This window comes from Christensenella sp. KGMB01412, assembly GCF_055522415.1.
Map to the genome: position 1 here is coordinate 46,288 of NZ_JBVFVW010000001.1, position 24,301 is coordinate 70,588.

21 protein-coding genes are annotated in these 24,301 nt (G+C 49.1%); 18 read left to right on the plus strand and 3 right to left on the minus strand.

Annotated features, from left to right (window positions below):
* The first annotated feature begins 145 nt into the window (after positions 1–145).
* Together ACS5WU_RS00240 and ACS5WU_RS00245 are read left to right on the plus strand one after the other, a co-directional pair.
* Positions 146–874, plus strand: coding sequence for an SDR family NAD(P)-dependent oxidoreductase (locus tag ACS5WU_RS00240; RefSeq protein ID WP_052740098.1), 729 nt, complete (start codon positions 146–148; stop codon positions 872–874).
* 84 nt (positions 875–958) lie between these two features.
* Positions 959–1,645, plus strand: a complete 687-nt coding sequence (locus tag ACS5WU_RS00245) for a response regulator transcription factor (protein WP_046442069.1) — start codon at positions 959–961, stop codon at positions 1,643–1,645.
* 80 nt (positions 1,646–1,725) lie between these two features.
* On the opposite strand, the gene ACS5WU_RS00250 is transcribed toward ACS5WU_RS00245, so the two are convergent.
* A complete protein-coding gene (locus ACS5WU_RS00250) occupies positions 1,726–2,667 on the minus strand; it encodes an NADP-dependent oxidoreductase (RefSeq protein WP_413815490.1) in 942 nt (313 codons plus the stop codon).
* 142 nt (positions 2,668–2,809) lie between these two features.
* Here ACS5WU_RS00250 and ACS5WU_RS00255 point away from each other — a divergent pair, with 142 nt between their 5' ends.
* The 8 genes from ACS5WU_RS00255 to holA all read left to right on the plus strand — a co-directional run bounded on the left by ACS5WU_RS00255 (position 2,810) and on the right by holA (position 12,322).
* Positions 2,810–3,595, plus strand: a complete 786-nt coding sequence (locus tag ACS5WU_RS00255) for an SDR family NAD(P)-dependent oxidoreductase (protein WP_302760694.1) — start codon at positions 2,810–2,812, stop codon at positions 3,593–3,595.
* A gap of 239 nt (positions 3,596–3,834) precedes the next feature.
* Positions 3,835–5,220: a HAMP domain-containing sensor histidine kinase gene (locus ACS5WU_RS00260; protein WP_052740095.1), complete on the plus strand. Its 1,386-nt coding sequence runs from the start codon at positions 3,835–3,837 to the stop codon at positions 5,218–5,220.
* Entirely contained in the window at positions 5,217–6,197 is a 981-nt protein-coding gene (locus ACS5WU_RS00265) for a GerMN domain-containing protein (RefSeq protein ID WP_046442064.1), read from the plus strand. Before ACS5WU_RS00260 ends, ACS5WU_RS00265 begins: the two co-directional genes overlap by 4 nt.
* Before the next feature lie 8 nt (positions 6,198–6,205).
* Positions 6,206–7,648, plus strand: a complete 1,443-nt coding sequence (locus ACS5WU_RS00270) for a GerMN domain-containing protein (protein WP_302760689.1) — start codon at positions 6,206–6,208, stop codon at positions 7,646–7,648.
* Between the two features lie 48 nt (positions 7,649–7,696).
* Positions 7,697–8,209 carry an ECF transporter S component gene (locus tag ACS5WU_RS00275; protein WP_046442061.1) on the plus strand — a complete coding sequence of 171 codons (513 nt, stop codon included), beginning with the start codon at positions 7,697–7,699 and terminating at the stop codon, positions 8,207–8,209.
* Complete coding sequence (locus ACS5WU_RS00280) at positions 8,206–8,922, plus strand: MBL fold metallo-hydrolase (RefSeq protein ID WP_302760686.1); 717 nt, start codon at positions 8,206–8,208, stop codon at positions 8,920–8,922. The genes ACS5WU_RS00275 and ACS5WU_RS00280 overlap by 4 nt, the downstream gene beginning before the upstream one ends.
* A 177-nt stretch (positions 8,923–9,099) precedes the next feature.
* Complete coding sequence (locus ACS5WU_RS00285; protein WP_465088872.1) at positions 9,100–11,310, plus strand: ComEC/Rec2 family competence protein; 2,211 nt, start codon at positions 9,100–9,102, stop codon at positions 11,308–11,310.
* 7 nt (positions 11,311–11,317) lie between these two features.
* The gene (gene holA / locus ACS5WU_RS00290) at positions 11,318–12,322 is read left to right on the plus strand and encodes a DNA polymerase III subunit delta (protein WP_046442055.1); all 1,005 of its coding nucleotides are present in this window, start codon (positions 11,318–11,320) and stop codon (positions 12,320–12,322) included.
* Positions 12,323–12,425: 103 nt separating this feature from the next.
* Here the strand turns inward: holA and rpsT are convergent, their stop codons facing one another.
* Positions 12,426–12,689: a 30S ribosomal protein S20 gene (gene rpsT, locus ACS5WU_RS00295; protein WP_046442053.1), complete on the minus strand. Its 264-nt coding sequence runs from the start codon at positions 12,687–12,689 to the stop codon at positions 12,426–12,428.
* 235 nt (positions 12,690–12,924) lie between these two features.
* On the opposite strand from rpsT, the gene murI reads away from it, so the two are divergent.
* From murI to ACS5WU_RS00310, 3 genes are all read left to right on the plus strand, one after another.
* Positions 12,925–13,710: a glutamate racemase gene (murI, locus tag ACS5WU_RS00300; protein WP_320606763.1), complete on the plus strand. Its 786-nt coding sequence runs from the start codon at positions 12,925–12,927 to the stop codon at positions 13,708–13,710.
* Between the two features lie 114 nt (positions 13,711–13,824).
* Positions 13,825–16,071 carry a vitamin B12-dependent ribonucleotide reductase gene (locus ACS5WU_RS00305; protein ID WP_302762311.1) on the plus strand — a complete coding sequence of 749 codons (2,247 nt, stop codon included), beginning with the start codon at positions 13,825–13,827 and terminating at the stop codon, positions 16,069–16,071.
* A 79-nt stretch (positions 16,072–16,150) separates the two neighbouring features.
* On the plus strand, positions 16,151–16,849 hold the full coding sequence (locus tag ACS5WU_RS00310; RefSeq protein WP_046442049.1) for a beta/alpha barrel domain-containing protein: 699 nt from the start codon (positions 16,151–16,153) through the stop codon (positions 16,847–16,849).
* A 55-nt stretch (positions 16,850–16,904) separates the two neighbouring features.
* Here the strand turns inward: ACS5WU_RS00310 and ACS5WU_RS00315 are convergent, their stop codons facing one another.
* A complete protein-coding gene (locus ACS5WU_RS00315; protein WP_046443201.1) occupies positions 16,905–17,192 on the minus strand; it encodes a hypothetical protein in 288 nt (95 codons plus the stop codon).
* A 182-nt stretch (positions 17,193–17,374) separates the two neighbouring features.
* Between ACS5WU_RS00315 and fusA the strand changes: the two genes are divergently transcribed.
* From fusA to ACS5WU_RS00340, 5 genes are all read left to right on the plus strand, one after another.
* On the plus strand, positions 17,375–19,453 hold the full coding sequence (gene fusA / locus ACS5WU_RS00320) for an elongation factor G (RefSeq protein ID WP_302759970.1): 2,079 nt from the start codon (positions 17,375–17,377) through the stop codon (positions 19,451–19,453).
* Between the two features lie 134 nt (positions 19,454–19,587).
* Complete coding sequence (locus ACS5WU_RS00325; RefSeq protein ID WP_046443199.1) at positions 19,588–20,511, plus strand: 1-phosphofructokinase family hexose kinase; 924 nt, start codon at positions 19,588–19,590, stop codon at positions 20,509–20,511.
* A gap of 25 nt (positions 20,512–20,536) precedes the next feature.
* On the plus strand, positions 20,537–22,288 hold the full coding sequence (pyk, locus tag ACS5WU_RS00330; protein WP_046443198.1) for a pyruvate kinase: 1,752 nt from the start codon (positions 20,537–20,539) through the stop codon (positions 22,286–22,288).
* Between the two features lie 38 nt (positions 22,289–22,326).
* The gene (locus tag ACS5WU_RS00335) at positions 22,327–23,205 is read left to right on the plus strand and encodes a DUF2156 domain-containing protein (RefSeq protein ID WP_302759980.1); all 879 of its coding nucleotides are present in this window, start codon (positions 22,327–22,329) and stop codon (positions 23,203–23,205) included.
* Positions 23,202–24,257, plus strand: a complete 1,056-nt coding sequence (locus ACS5WU_RS00340; RefSeq protein ID WP_046443197.1) for a GNAT family N-acetyltransferase — start codon at positions 23,202–23,204, stop codon at positions 24,255–24,257. Before ACS5WU_RS00335 ends, ACS5WU_RS00340 begins: the two co-directional genes overlap by 4 nt.
* Positions 24,258–24,301: the final 44 nt, after the last annotated feature.

The following is a 24,301-nucleotide window of genomic DNA, read 5'->3' on the forward strand; positions in this document are numbered from 1 at the left end:
TGTTCCGGTGACTTTAGCAGGAGACTATGGTAAAATATAATACATACAGGTTTTGCGTGCAATGCAAAAGCGTTGGAAATATGGCAACGTTTTGTATATTCAGGATGGTAAAATAAGCAAAAAGAAAGAGGGTTGAGGTATCCCGATGAAAATGGATTTGCGTGGAAAACGTGCGATTGTGACGGGTGCGGGCGGCGGAATTGGCCGGAGCATCGCGTTGATGCTGGAAGGACAGGGCGTTCATGTCATGCTTTGCGGACGCAGCGAGGAAAAATTGAAAAAAACCACGGAACAAGGCAGCGGGAACGGTAAGTTTGCAATATGTCCGGGCGATCTTCTGGAAGAGGAATATATTGCGGGCGCAGTACAGGCTGCAAAAGAACAGCTCGGCGGGATTGACTTTGTTGTAAACAACGCAGGCCTTGCGCATAATATGCCTTTTGAGCAAATACCAACCGACCTTTTTGATACGATTATGGCGACCAATGTGCGCGCGCCTTTTTTGTTGAGCAAATACGCGCTTGCGTACTTAAGGGAATCCGGATGCGGAACGATTGTGAATATCTGCTCGGTTGTGGCGCACAAAGGTTATCCATACCAGGCGGCCTATACTGCCTCCAAGCATGCGCTTTACGGCCTTTCCAAGACGATGGCAAACGAACTCAATAGCGAGAATATCCGCGTCCATGTGATTTCCCCCGGGGGAGTCTATACGGAAATGGTGAAGGAAACAAGGCCTGACCTTGACGCAAGCGGACTTACGCTGCCCGAAGATATTTCAGACCTTGTGCTGTATCTGCTCGAGCACCGTAACACCAATGGCGTGGTGGATGAAATTTGTATCCGCCGGCCCGGGAAAGAGCCGTTTGCCTGAGAAGAATCTCCCGGCGAAAAGATGTTACAAAAATGCGGCTATGTATGGTATAATTAAAATGATGTCTAATGAAGGAGCAATCGTATGGCGAAGAATATTCTGATCGTTGATGACGAACCGACTTTGGTCAAAGGACTGCGTTTTAACCTGGAGCAGCAGGAAGGATATGCGATCGATGTCGCGTATGACGGGGAAGAGGCGCTGGAGATTTTTGATCCCAATAAGCACGACCTCATTTTGCTTGACCTGATGCTGCCAAAAATCGACGGCATGGAAGTCTGCCAGAAGATCCGCAGTATGTCCGAGGTGCCGATCATAATGCTGACCGCCAAGGGCGAAGATATGGATAAAATCATGGGGCTTGAATTTGGCGCGGATGATTATATGACAAAGCCCTTTAATATGCTTGAGCTCAAGGCGCGGATCAAGACGATCCTGCGTCGCGCGGGAGCGCAAAAGCAGGTGGGCGACACACAGACGATTGTAGTGAAGGACATGAAGGTGAACCTCATTAACCGCAGCGTGGAGATCAAAGGAGAGGACATTAACCTGACGGCAAAGGAATTTGACCTTTTGAACCTGTTTATTACAAATCGTGGAAAGGTGTTTGACAGAAATACCTTACTGGAGCTCGTATGGAAACATCAGGGCGATTTGCGTACGGTGGACGTGCATATCCGCCGTTTGCGCGAAAAAATCGAGCAAAACCCGGCAAAACCGGAATATATTTTGACCAAATGGGGAGTGGGGTATTACTTCACGAACAAATAGCCGGAAAGCCCGGAAACAGGTCGATTTGACGGTATCGTGGTTCAATAGCGTATGGCTATCATTCATATGATTGCCATATGCTATTTTATTTTCAGTATAATTTTTCCCTTTGCGTGCCCGGATTCGGAATATTCGATTGCCTGTTGCGCCTCTTCAAAGGGGAAGATGCGGTCGATAACCGGCTTTATCTGCCCCTGTTCGATGTATTGCGTGATTCTGGAAAGCTGTTTGCCGTCAGGCCGCATATAGTAATATTGATAGCTGACTCCGGTTTCAGACTGTAACTCTTTGAGCCTTTGCTCCGCACCGTCGCCCGAAAGGCCGATCAACGAACCGATTTTTCCTCCTTTTTGAACGACCTGGAAGGAATCGATCAGGCTTTGTCCGCCAAGCGTATCGAATACGGCGTCGTAATCCCGTAATTCTTCTTCGAATTTCTGTTGCCTGTAATCAATTACTATATCCGCGCCCAAGGCTTTTACCCATTCTACGTTCGGCGTGCTGGTCGTTGTTGCGACAAATGCGCCCAAGGCCTTTGCGAGCTGGATCGCAAACGAACCGATTCCACCGGAACCCGCATGGATCAACAGTTTTTGTCCCGGCTTTATTTGCAGTACTTCTGTCAGCATCTGATAGGATGTGAGGCCCACAAGGGGAACCGCCGCCGCTTGTTCCAGGCTGAGGTTTTCAGGGATAAGGGCAATATCGTTTTGATCTGCCGCGATATATTCCGCGAACGTTCCAATCCTTTTTTGATTGGGCCTCCCGTACACCCTGTCTCCGGTTTTGAATTTGGTTTCACCATCGCCGGTTTTTACGACGATACCCGCAAAATCACTGCCCATTGTGAGAGGGAGGGGATACCCCGCGCGAAGGCCGTTTCGTATCTTAATGTCAAGGGGATTGACGCTTGCCGCATGGATTTCCGCGAGCACATCCAGAGAGCGCACCTCCGGGATTTGCACATCCCCCATCTGTAATTTTGCATTTTTGTTGAATTCGCTGATTCTCATTGCTTTCATCATGGTACCTCGCTTTTTATTCGTCTCATATATCGTTTTTTAAACCTGCCTCTTCTGTGGCAAACAGAGAAAAAGGTTTAGAGACAAAATGCCAAGGTTACTAGAGTTGTAATATATTTGAATAATCAGGAGGCAATAAGCTATGGGATGTTTGGATTTGTTTCAAATCAAGGGAAAGACGGCGGTGGTAACGGGCGCGAGCTCCGGGCTGGGAAAATACGCATGTATGTGCTACGCGGAAGAGGGCGCAAACGTTGTGCTGCTTGCGCGGCGCAAGGAAAGATTGGAAGAAACGGCAAAAAGGATTCGTGAAGAGACGGAGGGCGACGCCCTTGCACTGGAATGCGACGTATCGAATGAAAAAGATGTAAAAGAAGCCATGGGAAAAGCATTGGAGCAATTTGGCAGCGTCGAAATACTGCTTAATGCCGCGGGAATCGCAATTCCGGGAAGCGTGGAAACCCTTTCGGCTGAAGAATGGGATAAGGCGATGAATACAAACCTGAAGGGCATATACCTGACGACAAAATATGTCATCCCGCATATGCGTGAGAAAAAATATGGGAAAATCGTTAATATCGCATCGATTAATGCAATCGTGGCGGATAAAGCACCACAGCTTGTAAGACATGTATATAATGCGTCCAAGGCGGGCGTACTCGGACTTACAAAAGGGCTTGCCGCATCCTATATGCAGGACGGAATTACAGTTAACGCGATTGGCCCCGGCCTGTTTCCCACGGAAATGACGCAGGACACGTTGTTTGCGAACGAGCAGTTCATGAATCTTTATGATATGCTCGATCCTGCTGGCCGCCCGGCACAGGCGCGGGAACTGAACGGAACGATACTTTATCTTTCGTCGGATGCGTCGAGCTACGTAACCGGGCAAACGATTTTTGTCGACGGCGGTTTTTCGATCGTCTGACCAACGCGGATAGTATGAAAGGCTTGGCTGATCCGGTCAAGCCTTTTTTCTTTTTCGCCGGATGAAAGAAAGGAACTCCGTTATTGAGTTTTTACCGATATCAGGGTATACTGAAAAGTAGCTTATGTATGCTGCTTTTGAAAGAAACAGCGGGAGCCGGAAGAGGGGTGTAGGCTATTACTTCACGATCAAACAGGCTGCTTTATTCAATCAGGTGGCAGCTTGCCGTTATATATCTGGTGATCATTGCAATCGTGTTCAGCATTGTGTCTGTGGCGGTTTCTTCCCTCGTGGAAAATTACCTGGTCACTCAGCGTATCAACAATTTAAAAACCGTTGCAAACAATACCGCGGTGCAGGTAGCGCCGTATCTTTCGGATTCCGACGCCAATTCCATGTATGAAATCATCAAAAGGAACGGCACGGAATCGGGCGGACAGATTTTTATCCTGAATGAATCCGGCATTGTGGAGGCGGACAGTTATTCGCAGCTTAATGGCGTCAAGCTTTCCCTGCGCGAGGTAAACGATATCCTGTACGGGCAGAACTCGTCGTCCTACGGGTTTCATAAAACGCCCTCGCAAAGCGGGGACTATTGGGCGGCTTACTGCACATCGGCAATCATCAATAATGGAAAAATAATAGGGACGGTTCTGTATGCTACGAGTATTCAGGACGTGGTAGACGCGACCAACGGGTTGCAGCTAAGCACGTTCTGGATTTTCCTGTTTGCGTGCGGCGTTATTATTGCCTCGAGTATCCTGTCGTCAGGGCTTATTACGAAGCCGATTAAAAAACTGACGGACGTAGCCATCAAAATATCAAACGGCGATCTGTCGCAGCGCGCTAATATCAAAGGTAAGAGCGAGATTTCAGAAATGGCGCAGACCTTTGACATGATGTGCGGCAAAATACAAAATATGGACCAGCAGAGGAGCGAGTTTGTGTCCGATGCGTCGCATGAGCTGAAAACGCCGCTTGCGTCCATGAAAATACTCGTAGAGTCTATGCTGTATCAGGATAACGTTCCCGAGGAGGTTTACAAGGAGTTTTTGTCGGATATCAACGGCGAGATAGACCGCATGAACAGGCTCATCACAGACCTTCTGCTGCTCTCCAAAATGGACAGCGATATCGTGATGATCAATGTGGATAAAATAATGGTTTCGGCACTGGTGAAAAAATGCGTGGACGCATTGATGCCGATTGCAAAGGAGCGCCATATCACGCTGAGGACGGATTATGCAGATGATTTCGAAATCGAGTGCGATCCGCTCAAAATGCGTCAGGCGCTCAACAACCTGATCGAAAATGCAATCAAATATACGGGCGACGGCGGGCACGTGAAAGTGACCACCAAACGTCATGGAAACGAAGCGTATTTCATCATCGAAGACGATGGCGTGGGCATGAGCGAAGAGCATCTGGAGCATATTTTTGAACGTTTTTACAGGGTAGACAAGGCACGCTCGCGCGAAACGGGCGGTACGGGCCTTGGGCTGCATATTGTCAGGAGAATTGCGCTGATGCACGGAGGAAGGGTAGAGGTCCAAAGCGAGGAAGGCCGCGGTTCTACCTTTATACTGGCGGTGCCGGTTGTGCAGAATACGGAGGATAGCTTATGAAAAAATACGGTTGGAAAGGGCTGCTTTGCCTGATGCTGTGCGGCATCCTGTGCTTTGGCCTTTTTGGCTGCTCAGGAAAAACGCCTGAGGCGTCTGCATCGGCGTCTCAGGATTCTACTGTGCAGATCAATCCATTGCCGGAGGGCGTCAGCCAGGACAAAAGCACGGCGCGCCTTTACTTTGGATATATGCAGGACGAGCTGCTCATTGGGGAAGTGCGCGTATTTTCCGTGCCGATCAACGAAAGCGTGGAAACCTCGATCGTTAAGGAACTGATCAGCGGCCCGTCTGCGGCGCGCGCGGACTTCACGCCGGTGATCAATCCGAATACAAAGGTGGTGGGCGTGCAATCGGAAAGCAATTTCCTGTTTGTGACGCTGAGCAAGGAATTTTTGGAGCCGCCGGAAGACAACTCCGCACAGGAAAATGAAACGTATGAAAAAACGCGCAAAAAGCTCGCGGTCTTTTCGATTGTCAATACGCTGATAGAGCAGGGGAATTATTCGCGCGTGCAAATCAGGATAGACGATTCCGGCTCGGGTTCCGGCAGGCCGATTACGCTGGAAGAGGCGGGGTTTGACGGAACCGGTGCATCCGACGCGTTCGAACGCAATGGAGAGCTTGAGCTTACCGGTCAAAATACGCTGCGCGAGATTATGGAGTGCATCCAGACAAAATCATGGGATACGCTTTACAATTACATTGCCTACAAAAACCTGTATGGGCAGGATAAGCCTTCTCTTGACGATTTCAAGAGTGAGCTCAACACGGCAAAGCTGACCATCGGGGAAGACTTTACGATTGGAGACGAAGTGGAAAGCGCTGACGGGGTAACGGAGGTAGTGATGGCGAGCTACTCTGTGAAGCTTAAGGATGGAGACGCTAAGACGCTTTCGAACGTGCCTGTCAAGCTTGTATTGGAAAACGACGTATGGAAAATTACCTATACTGCGTTTAAGAAGAATTTCTTGTCATAGAGGAAAATATGAAAAAAATATTGTGCTTCCTGCTCGCAGGAGTGCTGCTGCTTGGCGGCTGCTCCATTGTGCGCGAGGATACAAATCAAACAACGGCATATCAGATTACGGAAAAGCAGCAGGAGGTGGCGCTCGAACCGAGCATCGTCATCAATCCGGTGTTGTATTTTGTCGATAAATCCAAGGCGGAGCTGCTTGCGGCGGAAACGCGCAGTATTTCTGTGGAGCAGGGAGAGCGGGCTGAGCGCAGGATCATAGAGGAGTTGATCAATGGGCCGCAGGGAGAGGATCTGCAGCCTATTGCCGAAGGATTTACATATGATGGAATTGAAATATTGCCGGATCTTGTGAATGTATATTTAAGCACGACGGAAGAAAAAGATGAAGTGCAGATTGCCAAGGTGAAGATTGCGATCGCGGCGACGATAGCGGATTATTCCGGTGTGGATTATGTGAATGTGTTTGTGAACGGCGTGCAGCAGGGGCTTGAGGGAGTGCCTGTCGGCGTTCTGCAAAAGACGAAAAACGGGCTTGCTGAGGAAATCAACAAATACAGGTCGAACGCAAGGTCGGAAACGCCGACTATGAACGTGGCGCTTTATTTCCTTGACAACACAGAGCAGTATCTGGTGCCGGAGGAGCGCTCTATTATGTTCAAAGAAAATACGCCTGAAGAAATGCTGGAGTCTGTGGTAACGGCGTTGATGCGGGGGCCGGAAAATACGTACCAGCATATTCCTGTGATCGATAAATCCCTCATGGAGCTGTTGGGAGCCTCCATTGAGCAGACGGAAGACGGCAGGCGGATTGCGCGGCTCGATTTCAGCAAACCGCCTGTGGCGCTCACAGAGCAATTTAAAGACGGAGAAGACCTTGCGGCAAAAGCGCTTGCAAAAACCATAACCGGGTTTATGCCGGACCTCGACGGTGTAGAAATTTATGTGGGAGGCGAGCCGAGGCAGGCAGAGCAGAAGGTTTATACGGAACAGGACGCGGACAGCCTTCTTGGAAACAGCATCCAGCTTTATTTTCCAAATTCAGCCTATTCGAAGCTGACCGGCGTAGAACGTATGGTATCGCAAAGCGCGGCAGGATATCCGCGCGAGCTGCTCGCAGAGCTTATGAAAGGGCCTGTGGTAACGGACAAAAAGGAAATCAGCCCTGCGTTTTTATCGGGCATCAGCATGGACGATGTCAATACGGTCTATCTGGCCGGGGATATAGCGGTTGTGGATTTCAAAAGCTCGGTTTCTGAAAAGATAAAGGGAATCAACCGGGATGAGGAAGTAATGATGATCTATTCTATCGTTAACACGATGACCAATATCGAAGGAATTAAGTGCGTGCAATTCCTGCTGGACGGTGAGCGTGTGGAAAGTCTTGGCGGTGGGAGCATCAATGTGCTGGATCCGCTTCTTCGGAATCCTGGGATCATTGTAAGCAACGAATAGAAAGGCCTGCAGGCTTTTTGACCAGGGCTTTTGCATGGAGAGGGAAAGATGAGTACAAAGACAAGAAAAATTACGACAACGGCAGTTATTATGGCGCTCGTCTATGTGGTGACGATTGTGTTGGTGATCCCCGTACCGGCCATCAGGGGAGCTTACTTCAATTTGGGGGATGTGATCGTTTACTGCTCCGCGTTTATTCTTGGAGGGCCGTATGCTGCGATTGCCGCAGGCATTGGAAGCGGGCTTGCGGATCTTACGGTGGGCTCGCAGATTTACGTTCCGGCCACCATTGTGATCAAAGCATGTATGGCGCTTATTGTGGGGGCGATGACCAAAAAGAGCAACTCGGTGAAACAGTATATTATTGCGTGCGTCGTTGCGGCGCTTGTAATGGCGTTTGGATATTTTGGCTATGAGACTCTGTTGATGGGTATTGGCGGCGCGATACTGACGCTGGTCCCAAACCTGATACAGGCTGGGTGTGGCGCGGCGCTTGCTATTGTGCTTTATCATCCGATGCTTATGATGCGTAAAAAATTTGCTTTGAGGAGCGCGATATGAAACTGACGGTTTTGGGAAAATATGGGCCGTATCCCGGGGCAGGCGGGGCAACCACCTCGTATCTCCTTGAATGCGGAGGAAAAAAGCTGTTGATCGATGCGGGAAGCGGCAGCCTTTCGCGTGTGCAGGAATATTGTGCGCTCGAAGAGCTTGACGGCATTATCCTGACGCATTTGCATTCGGATCATTGCAGCGATATGTTTATCCTGCGGTATCTTCGGACAGATCATATGCCGCCGGTTTTTATGCCATGCACGCCCGAAACGGAATACGGTGTTTTGCAAAGCAGTAAAAAATTTGAGATTACAGGGATTTCTGAAGACCTGAGCCTGCAGTGGACGGACACTGATATCAAGCTTTCATTTTGCCGGACGATACATCCCGTGGAATGCTATGCGGTAAAGGTGGAGAGCGAAGGCAAAACGTTTGTATTTACAGGGGACTCCCGTTACAGCGAAAAGCTGACGGAGTTTTGCAGCGGAGTTGACGCGCTGCTTTGCGACAGCGGGTTTCTCAGCTCTCAGGAGGATACGGGTTCTCTTCCGCATATGTATGTAAGGGAAGCGGGCGTTACGGCAAAAAAGGCAGGTGTGAAGCGGCTTTGGCTTTCGCACATCAATCCTTCCTATGACGAAGGGGAAATCCTCAAAGAGGCAAAGGGAGAATTTGCAGAGTCACTGGTTGTACAGGAGTTTGCGCAGTACGAGGTATAGGGCGTCTAAAAGCCGCGCTCTGGTCTGAAAGTCTCGATAATAAATATATTAAAGCCTGTAAATGGTTGCGTAAACGGCATTTGCCAAAAAACGCCATACAGGGTACATGATTGTATCTGCGTTATGCGCGGCATTCATTTATCAACCGTAAAAGGATAAGATTTGTTTGGGGGAAAGATGAAGCGAGTCCTGAATCAAAGGCCGGTTACGTTTTTTGCGTTTTTCTTTATTGTTGGAATTGCCATTGCATATTATGCAGATATTCCGGAAATTATTTTATTACCAGCGCTTTTGTTGAGCGCCGGTATTTTTTTGCTATTCTTTTTCAGGCAGGGCAGGCGTATGTTTTGGGCGTTGTACCTGATTGCATTTTTCCTGGGAGCATTTCTGTTCCAGGTTCAGTTTTATACCGACTTTACAGGCATAGAATCAAACAGGGAATACACGGTGCAGGCGTTTGTATCAGACCGCGCAAAAATGAGCGCAGAAACACATACGTATACTCTTACGGACGTATCGGTCGGAGAAAAGCATTTTGGGAAAAAAGTGCTGCTGTACTCAGGACAGGAGCTTGATTATGGCGATACGATAAGCTTTACATGTAAAATTGAACAGCCGTCTGCGCCGCGAAACCCCGGAACATTTGACGAACAAATGTACCTCGCCGGAAAAGGAGCCGGGTTCAGCGTTTTCCAAAACGACGCAGAGGTTATGGGGAACAGCATTGCATGGTATCAATATCCGCTTTTGCTGCGGGAAAAGCTTGCGGAAAATATGGATATGATTTTTTCTGAACAAAGCGCGCCGGTCGCAAAGGCGATGTTTCTGGGCGTGAAGGACGAACTGCCGCAGGAGCTTCGCGACAGCTTTTCCAGAACAGGCATCGCGCACATTCTTGCAATTTCAGGGCTGCATATTGCAGTCATTTCCTACGCGATCAATTTTCTTTTAAAGAAGCTTCGTGCAGAACGCAGGCTGCGGTTTTCGATCCTGATCTGCCTGTTGCTGTTTTATGCGACCATCACAGGCTTTGCCCCGTCAATCCTGCGCGCCGTACTGATGACAATTTTCGTGGTAATCGGCAGATGGAAGCTGAAGGACAGGGATACGCTTACCTTTCTTTCAGCTGCCCTTGTAATGACTCTTCTTTTCAATACGGCGCAGCTGTTTGGTGCGGGGCTAACGATGTCGTATGGCGTGGTATTTGGAATATTGTGCCTGAATCCGCCCTTCCTGCGCCTGCTGCGCAAAATCCGTTTTGACAGGGTAAGGCTGGATTCCCCGGTTTCAACCTCGCTTTCGGCAACGGCCGCCGTATTTCCCATGACGGCATATTATTTTAATAATATTGCGCTCGCCGCGCCGGTTGCAAATTTGTTCGCAATACCGCTTGCGGGAATGATCGTGGTATTTGCCGGAATCGGGACGCTGGCCTCGCTCCTTTGGCTGCCGGCGGGATATGTGCTTGCATTTCCGGCGGAACTTGCAGTAAGGGCGCTCACCTGGATCAACGGGTTGATTTCGCAAAGCGCTTTTGGCTATATCGAGGTAAACGGTTTTCCGGTATGGATGTGTTTTGTGGTGATGGCGGTAATTTTTCTCTGTTCGGATTACGTCCTTGTGAAACGAAAAACAAAGGCGGTGATTGCCGCGTTGGTTGCGGGCGCAGTTTTGTTAACGGGAGCAGCTTTTGCGGCGAACGCGCCTGAGCTTTGCGTGACGGTGCTGGATGTGGGAACCGGCGACGCGATTCATATTGCCGCCGATGGGAACGATTATCTGATTGATAACGGAGGAAACCTGCAGTATTCCAAAATCGATGAATATGCGCAGGAGAACAATCTTTTTTTCGATGCGGTGATCGTAACGAATACAAAGACAAAAAACTTAAAGCAGCTTGCGAAGGAAAAACGCATTGGAACGCTCTTTGTTCCACAGGGCTATGAGCCAAAGGAATACGATGCAGATTATCCGGTGAAAGAATACAAATTATGTGATAGAATAGAACTAAGCAAAACAACGGGCCTGCGTGTAACAGGAGAAGACGGAAAACATACGTCCCTTACGCTTTCGCGAAAGGGAGAAGACATTTTTCTGTTTGCACAAAACGCAGCGCAGGATTTAGCGCAGCAAACCGGGCAAGTGAAGCTATTTAAGCCCGCGGGCGGCGCAGCGGAAAATTCTGTTACAAAGGAGCTGCTCGAAAGGCTGAAGCCGGAATGTGCGGTCGTCTCCGTTAAAGGGGATAACAGCAAGGGCCTGCCGGATGAATTGGCGATGGACTTACTGGAGCAATGCAACGTAGATGTAAAAACGACTGCGCAAAGCGGTGCGGTAATCATCAGCTTTGACGACAGGAACAGGCCGGATATCAAAACAATGAAATGAGCAGGGCATGAAAGCAAGCGAAGCGGTAACACAGATCAAAAACGGACAAATCAAAAACTATATATTACTGGCAGGAGAGGACGAGGCGGTCAAACAGCAGGCGTTTTCTACAATTATGAAGCATCTCAACGTAGAAATGCCGGAGTTGAACCTGTCGGTATTTGAGCAGCGTCCCGATCCAAAGGAAGTCATACGGTCGATTGAAACGCTGCCCTTTATGGGGGAACGCAGGGTGGTCGTACTCAAAAATACGGATGTTCTTTCGGCGGCGGCGGGGGGAGACCTCACCGCGCCTTACGAACACGCCAATATGCCCGCGTCAAACGTCTTTGTAATTGTGCAGCAGGGAAAGGCGGATAAAAGGAAAGCGTTTGTAAAGTTTGTAATGAAAAACGGGATGTTTGTGGAGTGTGCGGCAATGAAGGACAGCGAGCTGGTCTCTTATATAGTCAAGTTGGCAAAGCAGAAGAATCTTTTGATTTCAGCGAAAAATGCGCAGACGATCAGTACGCTCGCGGACGGGGACCTGTCCGTCATACAAAATGAGCTTGCAAAGCTGGCCTGCGTGTGCAGGGGGGATATCACCGCGCAGGATATTGAAAAATACACGATTAAATCCATGCAGTACAACGTGTATAAAATACACGATATGATGGTGGCGGGCCACGCGAAGGAAGCTTACGCGTTGATTGAAAAGATGCTGTCGGAGGATGCGAACCCAATCGGCTTTTTGACGCTGCTTTCAAATAATTTCAGGCAGATGCTTGTGGCGCGCGCGTGCCGGGACGCAAAATTTTCGGACAGCAAAACGATATCACATATTATGGAGGCGACAGGAACGTGGGAATTTGCCGCCAAAAGGGCGCTCAGCCAGTGCAAGTCTTTTCCCGCGCCACGGCTGCGGCGGGCGATCAATAAGCTGGCACAGATGGATTTTGACGCCAAGCAGGGAGTTGTGATCCTCAAAACAGACCTGTATGCGCTGCTTGTGGATATTTATATGAATTCCTGAAATAAAACGGAATAAAGCCCGCTTTGTTTTGGGCAAACAAAAAAGACTGATGGGTGAAACCAGTCTTTTGATTATCATATGATAATGGGGGAATGCAAATCAATTATTCAGCTTTGCTGTTTAATTTTTTTGCCAGTTGTGCTTTGGTACGATTTGCTTTGTTTTTATGGATCGTACCTTTTAAAGCAGCCTTATCAACCGCGCCAACTGCAATCTTGAAGAGCTCTTCCTTGTTTGCAGCGTCTTCCGCTACCGCAGCGTCAAACTTTTTCAGGTCTGTTTTAAGAGCAGACTTGATCATTTTGTTGTGCAGCGTCTTTTTAGCGATAACTTTAACGCGTTTTTTTGCTGATTTGATATTAGGCATTCTTTCACCCCCGTATTTTTTAATTCAACAAAAGCTATTCTACCATATTACAATACCCATTGCAAGCTATTTTTAGCAGAAAAAAGGGTGGGAAAAAAGAATCGCTGAAATATCGGCGCGTTCTGGTAAAATGCGGCGTACGGGCATAGGGGGAGATTTTTGCCCGCTTTACTATCGCAGGTGGTTGTTATATAATGGAAACCATTGAAACCAGACGATTGGAACAGGAAGTTATATGATGCAGGACAAAGAATTGCCGTTGGGAGTGTTCGACTCGGGTGCGGGCGGTATCAGTGTGCTCACCGAGATCAGGAAACTCCTTCCAAACGAGCATTATATTTATTATGGCGACAGTGCAAATGCGCCTTATGGAACCAAAACAGAGGAAGAGATCAAGGAGCTATCGCTTGCCTGCGGTGATTTTTTAATGGAGCAGGGGATTAAAATGATCGTCATCGCATGCAATACTGCAACGAGCATCACCGTGCAGACAATGCGCGAACGCTATCAAATACCGGTTATCAGTATCGAGCCTGCGGTAAAGCCGGCAGTAGAAAAGTATCCGGACAACAGGACGGCAGTGCTTGCAACGCCTGCGACGCTTCACCAGAAACGGTACCGCCATCTTTTGGAAAAGCTGGGCGCGCAGGATCAGGTTGTAAATATCGAATGCGAGGGGCTTGCGGAGCTGATCGAGGAAGGAAATCTTTGCGATCCGCACATCAAGGCATATCTCTGCGAAAAGCTGTTGCCATACAGGGGAACGGAGTTTTCGGGCGTTGTTGTGGGCTGTACGCATTATTCGTTTATCAGCGATAAAATCCACGATGTGGCAAATAAAATCTGCGGCGGCGCCTGCGAAATATTTGACGGGAAGTACGGCACGGCGAACCACGTGCGTACGGTGCTTGAAGGCGCCGGGCTTTTAAACGATTGTTCCCAAAAAGGGAATATAAAATTTTTTTCGAGTGGAGATGCGCGTAACGTAGAGGTTTTTGAACGCTTTGCACAAATTATGTAATTTTTCCATTGAATTTTAATAAAAAAAGAACTGGTATTTTAAATCCCACTGGTGTACTATATGTAGTGTTCTGATTTATAATGGAATACTAAATATATTGCGCAGGGGGATTTTTTGATGTTAAGCAAAAATGCGGTTACCGTACTGGAAAGACGCTACCTGAAGAAGGACGCGGACGGAAAGCCGACAGAAAAACCAGACGATTTATTCAAGCGCGTTGCGCAGGCGATTGCACAGGCGGATAAGGAATACGACCTTGACGCGGATGTGAAACAAACGCAGGACATTTTTTATGAAATGATGTCCAGCCTGAAATTCATGCCGAACTCGCCGACTCTTATGAATGCGGGAAGGCCGCTGGGGCAGCTTTCCGCCTGTTTTGTGCTGCCAATCGCAGACAGTATGGAGGATATTTTCGACGCAGTGAAAAATGCGGCGCTTATCCACAAAAGCGGCGGAGGAACAGGCTTTTCCTTTTCCCGGTTGCGCGGGGCGGGCTCTTCTGTGAATTCGACGGGCGGCGTTGCAAGCGGCCCGGTGAGCTTTATGAAGGTCTTTAATTCGGCTACGGAGGCGGTTAAGCAGGGCGGAACGCGGCGTGGTGCCAATATGGGCATCCTGCGGGTGGACCATCCTGATATTATCGATTTTATCCAGTGCAAAAAAAATACAACTGAAATTACGAACTTTAACATCAGCGTTGGGATCACTGAGGAATTCATGAAGGCTGTGAACGAAAAGCGTGAATATTCACTGATTGATCCGCACAGCAAAAAGGAAGTCAAAAAATTATATGCCCCTGAAGTATTTGATTTAATCGTTACAATGGCATGGACAAACGGCGAACCGGGGATTGTGTTCCTTGACAGGATCAACCGCGATAACCCGGTGCCAAAGCTTGGGGAAGTGGAAAGCACCAATCCATGCGGAGAGCAACCGCTTCTGCCCTACGAAAGCTGTAACCTCGGATCGATCAATCTCGACGCCCTGATGGTGAAAAAAGGCGGCGAATACGAGCTTGATTATGACGAATTCAGGAAAACGATCAAAAATGCGGTGCACTTTCTTGATAACGTGATCGCGGTGAACAATTATCCGCTGAAGGAAATACGCGATATGACGCTTTCCACCCGTAAAATCGGCCTTGGGTTGATGGGTTTTGCGGATATCCTCTATAAGCTTAAAATACCATATAACTCCGGCGAAGCGATTGAGCTGGCGGAAAAGGTGATGAAATTCCTGCGCGATACGGCGCGCGAGGAATCCTGTGAGCTTGCAAAGCAGCGCGGGACCTTCCCAACCTACGATGAAAGCATTTTTAAAAGCCAGGGGCTCGTACAGCGCAACGCAACTGTGACCACGATTGCGCCGACAGGTACAATTTCGATCATTTGCGGCGCGTCTTCCGGGATCGAGCCGATTTTTGGGCTTTCTTATATCAGGAACGTTATGGATAACGACGAGCTTTTGGAGACGCATCCTTATTTCGAGCAAGTGATGAAAGAGCGCGGACTGTACAGCAAGGAGCTGATGTCAAAGATTGCCAAAGAGGGAACCATAGCGCATATGGAGGAAATCCCGCAGGACATCAGGGATGTTTTTGTGACGGCGCACGACATTACGCCGGATTCACACGTGCGTATGCAGGCAGCGTTCCAGAAATATACGGACAATGCGGTATCTAAGACGGTCAACTTCCCTCGCGAGGCGACAAAGGAGGATGTTCGCAAGGTTTATGAGCTTGCTTACGACCTGGGCCTGAAGGGTGTAACAATTTACCGCGATGGTTCAAGGGACGCACAGGTGCTTAACATCGGCAAGGTAAACAAAGCGGAAGGCGATGCGAAAGCGCAAGCGGTTTCCAAAGAAACGGCAGGCGTCGTCGGCGTTTCGCCCCGCCAGCGCCCGGAGGTAACGCAGGGCATTACGCAAAAGGTGAAGATTGGCTGCGGCAACCTCTACATCACGGTGAATTACGATGAAAACGGTATTTGCGAGGTATTTACGAACCTGGGACGCGCAGGAGGCTGCCCGTCTCAGTCTGAAGCGACAAGCAGGCTGATTTCAACGGCCCTGAGAAGCGGGATGGATGTGGAATCCGTTGTGGAACAGCTGCGCGGAATCAGGTGCCATTCCACGCTCAGGAAGGGCGGCGACGTGAAGGTCTTGTCCTGCCCGGATGCGATTGGCAGGGTATTGCAGACTGTGGCGCAGATGCAGGGCGAGAAGGTGGCGCCGCTTGTAATGCAGGACGAGGAAGCACAGCATGACGATACAAAATGTCCGGAGTGCGGAAAGCAGCTTGAATTTGAAGGCGGCTGCAATATTTGCCGTTCGTGCGGCTATTCCAAATGCGGATAAGGCAGTAAAGAAAAAAGCAGGCGTATAAGCCTGCTTTTTTTGTTTTTTGGTTGCTTTTTGGTGGTAGATATACGATACTATGAATAGACCTACATTACACAAAAGAAAAGAGTTTATCATGCCGGAAAAAGAATACGAAAGTAAATTAAGATATCTGATCATCTCTGTTCCGGAAGTCACCCGGGAGGCTCCGGGAATCAGGATTTTCGGTAGGACGCTGCGTTCGTTTTTGTTTACGACAGACGTTGCGCTGATTAAAAATACGAATGCGGATGCGATTATGGCGGTGTATCCCTTTACGCCGCAGCCCTCTATTAACCAGGCGATCATGAGCACGGCGGACGTGCCGGTTATGTGCAGCGTGGGCGGGGAAGAGAAGAGCGACGAGCGGGTAATACACCTTGCGCTCGAAACGGAATTCCGCGGCGCTGTGGGCGCGGTACTCTCGCCCGCGGTGGATAACGACGTCATTGCCAAAATCAAAAAGCGCGTGGATATTCCCGTGGTTGTCACGGTAGTATCGGAAAAAGAAGACATAGAGCGCCGCATCGAAAGCGGGGCGGACATCCTCAATGTATCCGGAGCCGGAGATACCTGCAGGATTATTGAGGGAATACGAAACAAATATCCCTATATTCCGATCATCGCGACTGGCGGGCCGACGGACGATACCATCCGTGAAACGATTGACTGCGGCGCCGATGCGATCACTTACACGCCGCCCACAAATTCAGACCTGTTCCGAATGACGATGAAGCTGTTCCGCGAAGAGCTTTAGGAAAGAAAAGGATATAAAAAAGCCCGGCGCTGTGCCGGGCTTTTTGAGTACCGTGTCATTTAAACATTGTGCCGGATGCAAACCCGTAAATAAGAAATGCCACCAAACCGATAATAAGGCCAATCAGCCAAAATTTGCTGAACGTCCTGAATTTGGTGTCGAATTTATTTTCCAGAAAGCGCTGCAAAAGCATAACAGCGGCAAAGATGATGACGAACAAATACTGCAGGATGCCGCTATCCGAATCACTGCCGACAAGAATAGAAAACCAGATACCGATTCCTGCCACAAGCCCCAGAATGATCTGGATTATTTTAGATTGTTTTTCCGTTAACTGTTTCATAGAATACCCCTTTATCAGATGTGCTTTGTATATTATTGCATAGAATGTTTTCAAATTCCATATTAAATTCAAAAATTTATTTATTTTTTTATTATTATCTGTTACACTATAGTTGTCATTTCTACTATTGATTTTTGGTTTATAAGACTTCATATAAATAAATTCCATAGGAGGTCTATTACATGAAAGTATATCATCCACAGGACATTGTAAACATTGCGCTCGTTGGGCATGGTGGTGAAGGAAAGACGACTCTGACAGAGGCGATGCTTTTCGACTCCGGGGCAATCGAGCGTATGGGAAAAGTTGAAGATGGAAATACCACAACGGATTATGATAGTGAAGAAATAAAGCGCCAGATTTCGATCGGCCTTGCGCTTGCACCCGTTGAGTGGAACGGCAAAAAGATCAATGTGATCGACGTTCCCGGATATTTTGATTTCGAAGGGGAGGCAGTCGCCGCGTATGAGATGGCGGACAGCGCCCTTATTATGCTGAGCCCGAATGGCATTGTGCCGGTTGGAGCGCAGAAGGCGTACGAATATTGCGTAAAGCATGATATGCCCCGGGCGTTTGTAGTCAACCAGATCGATAAAGAAAATACGGATTTTGTAAAAACGGTCGGTGCGCTCGGTACGAAGTATCCTTCCGCAGTGGCGGCGGTACAAATGCCTATAATAAAGGATGGCAAATTCACGGGGATCATTGATATTATCGGTATGAAGGCATACCTGTTTGACGGCAAGGGCGGCACGAAGCAGGAAGAGGTTCCGCAGGATTTTCTTGAGGATGCGCAGGCCCTGCGCGAGGCGCTTGTGGAAGGCGCGGCAGGAAATGATGAAGAGCTGATGGAAAAATTCTTCGATGGGCAGGAGCTTTCGGAGGAGGATATTTTAAAGGGACTGGGAGAAGGAATCGCACAAGGCAGCTTTGCGCCTGTATTCGTGTGCTCCGCAGCCCAGAACCTCGGCGTAATTACGCTGATGGATAAACTGATCTCACTGATGCCTGCGGCAATCGACGCTCCGGAGGAGCAGGCGGTGGATATGAGCGGAAATCCTGTTTCCGTGAAGATCGATCCGGCGGCATCGTTTACCGCGCACGTTTTGAAGACGATCGCAGATCCGTTTGTTGGAAAGCTTTCGATTGTCAAGGTGATGCAGGGGATTTTGAAATCCGATATGTCAATCACCAATGCAAATACAGGAAAGCCGGAGAAATGTTCGAACCTTGGCGTGATGCGCGGAAAGAAGCTGATACCGGTAGACCAGATAGAAGCGGGGGATATTGGCGCGATTGCAAAGCTGCAGCATACGGCTACAGGCGATACGCTGTGCTCCACAAACTGCGTCGTAAAATACCTGCCGCTTGAATTCCCGCAGCCGTGTATTTCACTTGCGGTCGGCGCGAAGAAAAAGGGCGAGGAAGAGAAGGTGTTTTCCGGTCTGCACCGTCTGGAGGACGAGGATCCGACCTTCAAACTGGTCAAAGATACGGAAACAGGCGACATGCTTGCAAACGGCATGGGCGAGATGCACCTTGAGGTCATCAACAGCAAGCTGAAAAGCAAATTCAACGTGGAAGGCGAGCTGCACGATCCGAAGATTCCTTACCGCGAAGCGATCAAAAAGCCGGTGAAGGCGCAGGGCAAACATAAAAAACAATCCGGCGGGCACGGGCAGTACGGCGACGTATGGCTGGAATTCTCGCCTGTCCCGGACGGCCTCGCAGATTTTATTTTCGAGGATAAGATTGTTGGCGGCGTGGTTCCGCGGCAGTATATTCCCGCGGTGGAAAAGGGCCTGCACGAAAGCGTTAAGAAGGGCGTTCTGGCAGGATATCCCGTGGTGGGATTGAAATGCACGCTTTATGACGGCTCTTACCACACGGTAGATTCTTCTGAAATGGCTTTTAAAGTAGCGGCAAACCTCGCGTTCAAAAAAGGCATGGCGGAGGCCAACCCCATACTGCTTGAGCCGATTGTGAAGGTGGAAGTCGTCATTCCGGACGAATACATGGGCGACATCATCGGAGACCTGAACCGCAGGCGCGGACGTATTCTGGGAATGAACCCGGTGGATGGAATGCAGGAAGTGACGGCGGAGGTTCCCATGAGTGAAATGTTCAAATATGCGACGGACCTGCGCTCTATGACGCAGGCGCGGGGATCCTTTAAGCAAACCTTTGAGCGCTATGAGGAAGTTCCGGCCCAGATGGCAGGGAAAATAATCGAGCAGGCAAAAAAAGATATGGAAGAATAGACGTAAAACTGGTAAGATAAAGGCTGCAAGATATTGCAGCCTTTTTACTTATTGCTGGAGTAAACAGGCTATATAAAAAACGGGTATTTGTGGCAATAGGATGCGTAAAGGCCTGTTTGGAAGGAGTTTTTATTATGATTATATGCGTATATCTGAATCCGACAATCGATAAAACATTGTATTTGGATAAACTGGTTACCGGAGGGACGAACCGCCCTGAAAAGGTCGTGATCGACGGAGCGGGAAAGGGAATTAACGCCGCAGTCGTGCTCAAGGAGCTTGGACAGAACGTAAAGGTGATGGGCCTGCTTTACACAAGCGATGGGATGCTGATCAAGCGCCGGCTGGAAGCCAGAAGCATTTTTTACGACTTCTTTGAAAAACCGGGCGAGTCGCGTACCAATACAAAGATTTTTGACGAGCAGGCGGAAGAGATCACGGAAATAAATGAGAGCGGCAACGAGGTTGCGGCGGACGACATGAGCAGGATATTCCAGAACGTGATCCAGACAGCGAAGAGCGAGGATATCGTAATCCTGACCGGCAGCCTGCCGCCGGGATGCGAACCGGATATTTATGCAAGGATGATCCGGGAGCTCAATGAAAAGCAGGTAAAGTGTGTGCTGGATGCTTCGGGCGAGGTGTTGCGGCTGGGGATCGAGCAGCACCCGTATTTCATCAAGCCAAATATTGACGAGCTTCGCAGCATCACCGACCTCAAGGGGGATTCAAAGGAAGAAATCATTGCCGCATGCCGGCAGATTATTGCATCCGGCGTGCATCTTGTGGGAGTATCGATGGGCGGCGACGGCGCACTCATGGTGGACGCCCAAAACGCGTATTTTGCAAAACCGGTGAAGGTGGACGTGCGTTCCACAGTCGGTGCGGGGGATTCCATGGTTGCAGGCGTTACGTCCGTGCTGGGCGGCCCGGCTGATGAAGCGCTCAGGCGCGGCGTTGCAGCTGCGACTGCTTCTATTACGCTTGAGGGGACAGAACTGTGCACAAAGGAGATTTTTGAACGGTTCTATGATAAAATAGAAATCGTTACAATATAATTTTTAAATATGGGAGTAGGAGCAGATGAGAAAAACAAAAATCGTATGTACGTTAGGGCCTTCCAGCGAGGATGAAAATACGATCGAACGTATGATTGACGCGGGTATGGACGTCGCGCGGCTGAATTTTTCCCACGGCGATCACGCGATCCAGAAGGCGAGGATCGATAAAGTACGGAAAATCGGCAATGCAAAGCATAAATATATTGCCTGTCTTTTGGATACGAAAGGCCCGGAGATCAGGATTGGTACGTTTAAAAAAGGGAGCGTAGAATTAAAAGAAGGGGATACGTTTACCCTTACCACCAAAGAAGTGGAGGGAGATGAAACCCATGTGTCCGTTTCCTTTAAGGATTTGCCGGGAGACCTTGCACAGGGCGCAATAATATTGATTGACGACGGCCTGATCGAGATGCAGGCGACCTGCCTTACCGATACGGATATCACATGCAAGGTTTTAAACGGCGGCAAGCTTTCCGACCGGAAGGGCGTGAATGTGCCCGGATTTTCAGTGTCCCTGCCGTATATCAGCGAAAAGGACGAGGCAGATATTATCTTTGGCATTGAAAACGAGGTGGATTTTATTGCGGCAAGCTTTACCCGTAATGAACAGGACATCCTCGACATTAAGAAAATATTGGACCGTTACCATTGCAGGAGCATCAAAATCATTGCAAAAATAGAAAACGCGGAAGGCGTCAAGAATATTGACGATATCCTGCGTGTGTCTGACGGTATTATGGTGGCGCGCGGGGATATGGGCGTGGAAATACCGCTCGAGGAGGTTCCTGTCCTGCAAAAACGCCTGATCCATAAGGCATACGGCGCGGGTAAACTTGTCATTACCGCGACGCAGATGCTGGACAGCATGATGCACAATCCAAGGCCTACCCGTGCGGAAACGTCGGACGTGGCAAACGCCATCTATGACGGCACGAGCGCGATCATGCTTTCCGGCGAAACGGCAGCAGGGAAATATCCTGTGGAGACCGTGATCACGATGGCGCGTATTGCGCGCCGTACAGAGCATGACATCAACTATAAGATGCGCTTTAAAAAGAACGATATGACTGAGATTTCAGACGTAACGAATGCCATTTCGCATGCTGCATGCACGACTGCCTACGACCTTGGCGCGTCGGCGATTATAGCTGTGACAAAAACAGGCGCGTCGGTGCGTATGGTTTCCAAATACCGGCCTTCGATTCCGATCATTGGCTGCTCGCCCGATCCGCAGGTGTGCAGGCAGCTGAATATGTCGTGGGGCGTGATTCCACTGGAGGTGGAGCAGAAGTTCAATACGGACGAGCTGTTTGAGCTTGTGGTGAATACGAGCAAGAAGGCCGGGCTCCTGCAAAACGGAGACCTCGTTGCGATCATGGCGGGCGTTCCGCTTGGGATTGCAGGGACGACAAACCTGCTGAAGGTACATATTGTGGGAGACGTTCTTGTGAAGGGTACGGGCATAAACGCGCTGTGCGCTTCTTCTACAACGTGCGTTGCCAATTCGGAAAAAGAGGCGCGGCAAACCTTTAAGCGCGGCGATATCCTTGTAGTACCCAGTACGTCTAACAATATTTTGGATTTAATGAAACAGTCTGCGGGTATTATAACAGAAGCGGATGGGCTTGATTCCCATGCTGCGATCGTTGGTATGGCTCTGGATATCCCGGTGCTTGTGGGAGCGGCAAGCGCGACGCAGATATTGAAAAATGGAATCCATGTGAAGCTGGACGCGGAGCGTGGACTTGTATGTAATGAAAATCGTGAGGACTGATATAATTTATGCTGGAATTTGAACCTTTACAACTGGAAATGAAACCTCTTTTTGACAGCTATGTATTGAACCACGGCTACCGGCACTCGGAAGCCTCGTTTTCAAATATGTATACCTGGCAGGAGGCGTGGGATATGAAAATGGCAACGCATGGAAACGCGCTGTTTATTTCGATGTACAGCGACGTATACAAGCCGTTTCTGTTACCTCCGTACCTGAAGGATGACAGGGAATCTATCGAACCATATATGAAGATGTGCGAGGAATATATGGTGGAAAATTTCGGCGTCTTTTATTTGAAATGCGCCACGCCGCAAATGGTGGAAAAAATAAAGGCAGACTGCGGCGAACGTTACGATTTTGCGTATGATGAATACAACACGGAATATGTTTACAACGCAAGCGACCTGATTGATCTCGCAGGGAAGAAGTACCACTCCAAGAGGAATCACATCAACGCATTTCTGCGCACCTATACGAGCGAGTTCGACCTGTATGACGATAAATACAGGGAGGAATGCCTGCAGTTGCAGCGCGACTGGGCGCAGGATAAGGACGGGGATCCCCGGGAGGCCGAGGAGGAAATATTATCCATCAGGAAGGCGCTTGACCACTGGCGCGAGCTTAATTTTAAAGGCTGCGTAGTAAAAATCAATGGAAAGGTTGTCGCTTTTTCGTTTGGAGAACAGATCAAGGACGATACGGCGATCATTCATATTGAGAAGGCGCAGCCTGACGTTAACGGGCTGTTTACGTATGTCAATAATGCGTTTGTCAAAAATGTCTGGTCGCACTGTAAATACATCAATCGTGCCGAAGACATGGGCATACCGGGCATTCGTAAGGCAAAGCAGTCCTACCATCCGGTGTTTATGCTGGAAAAATACGATGTATTGTTGAGCGGGGAAGAAGGATGAGTATCAGGAGCCTGAGGCAAGCTGAAGAAGCAGAGGCAAAGAAGGTATGGAGCGTCTGCTTTGGTGATTCGGATGCGTTTATCGATGAATATTTCAGGACGGTAGTACGGTATGAGGATACGCTTGGCTATTATGAACAGGGCGAGCTCATAGCGGATCTTTTTATGCTCAGGTTCCAGGCAAAGCTTGCGGGAAAAAGCTATGATACTGATTTTCTGGCGGGATGCGCGACGCTGCCTAAGGCAAGGAAGCGCGGGCTTATGAAGGAGCTTGTGAAGCTTGCGATGCTGGATATGAGAAAGCGCGGGCTTTCAGCCGTGTACCTGCATCCGTTTTTGCATGCTTTTTACCGTAAATTCGGATATGAAACGATCGCTTATATAACCCGGCATTCAGCCATTTCCGGACAGGCTGCGGAAGGGGTAAGGATTTACCGCTCTATGCAGGACCTGCCGGCAGAAAAAATGCGCGCCGCATATGCGGCTTATATGGAACGGTTTGATAACTGTTTCCTGCGCGCGCAGGAACGTTTTTACGCATGGCTTGGGCTTCTCTTTGCGGATGGGGGAAAAGCAGCCGTATACGAGCGGGAAGGACGCTTTGGCTATGCGTTGTATTATGAAGAGAGGGATAAGGCTGAGGTGTTTGAGCTTGTGGCCGCCGATGACGAAATCTGTAAAAGTCTGGTAAGCGCTTGCCCTGCAAAGGAGGCTGCGTATTTCCTGCCATCGTTTGCAGAGGATGCGGGAAGCGAGGAGTTTACCATGATGCGCGTGCTTGATCCGGTAAAGCTTCTTCAAAATGCGCGGCTCGTGCAGGATGATTTTATACTTTTGGTAGATGATGAGTTTCTTGGCAGGGAATACAGGTTACTATTAAAGAAGGACGCGGACGGCAAAGTCGGCGTTACGCCGGTGGACGGTCATGAAGACATAGCGGTTTGCGTAACACAGCTTGCGGAACTGCTTGCCGGCGCGCAGGTGCAAAATGAAGGGGATCCGGTAACAAAAGTGTTTTTGAAGCAAAATTCCTGCTTTTTCGAAACGTATTAGTAAATGGAAAAACTCCCCGGGAATCAGTATTATTGCGCGTCCTG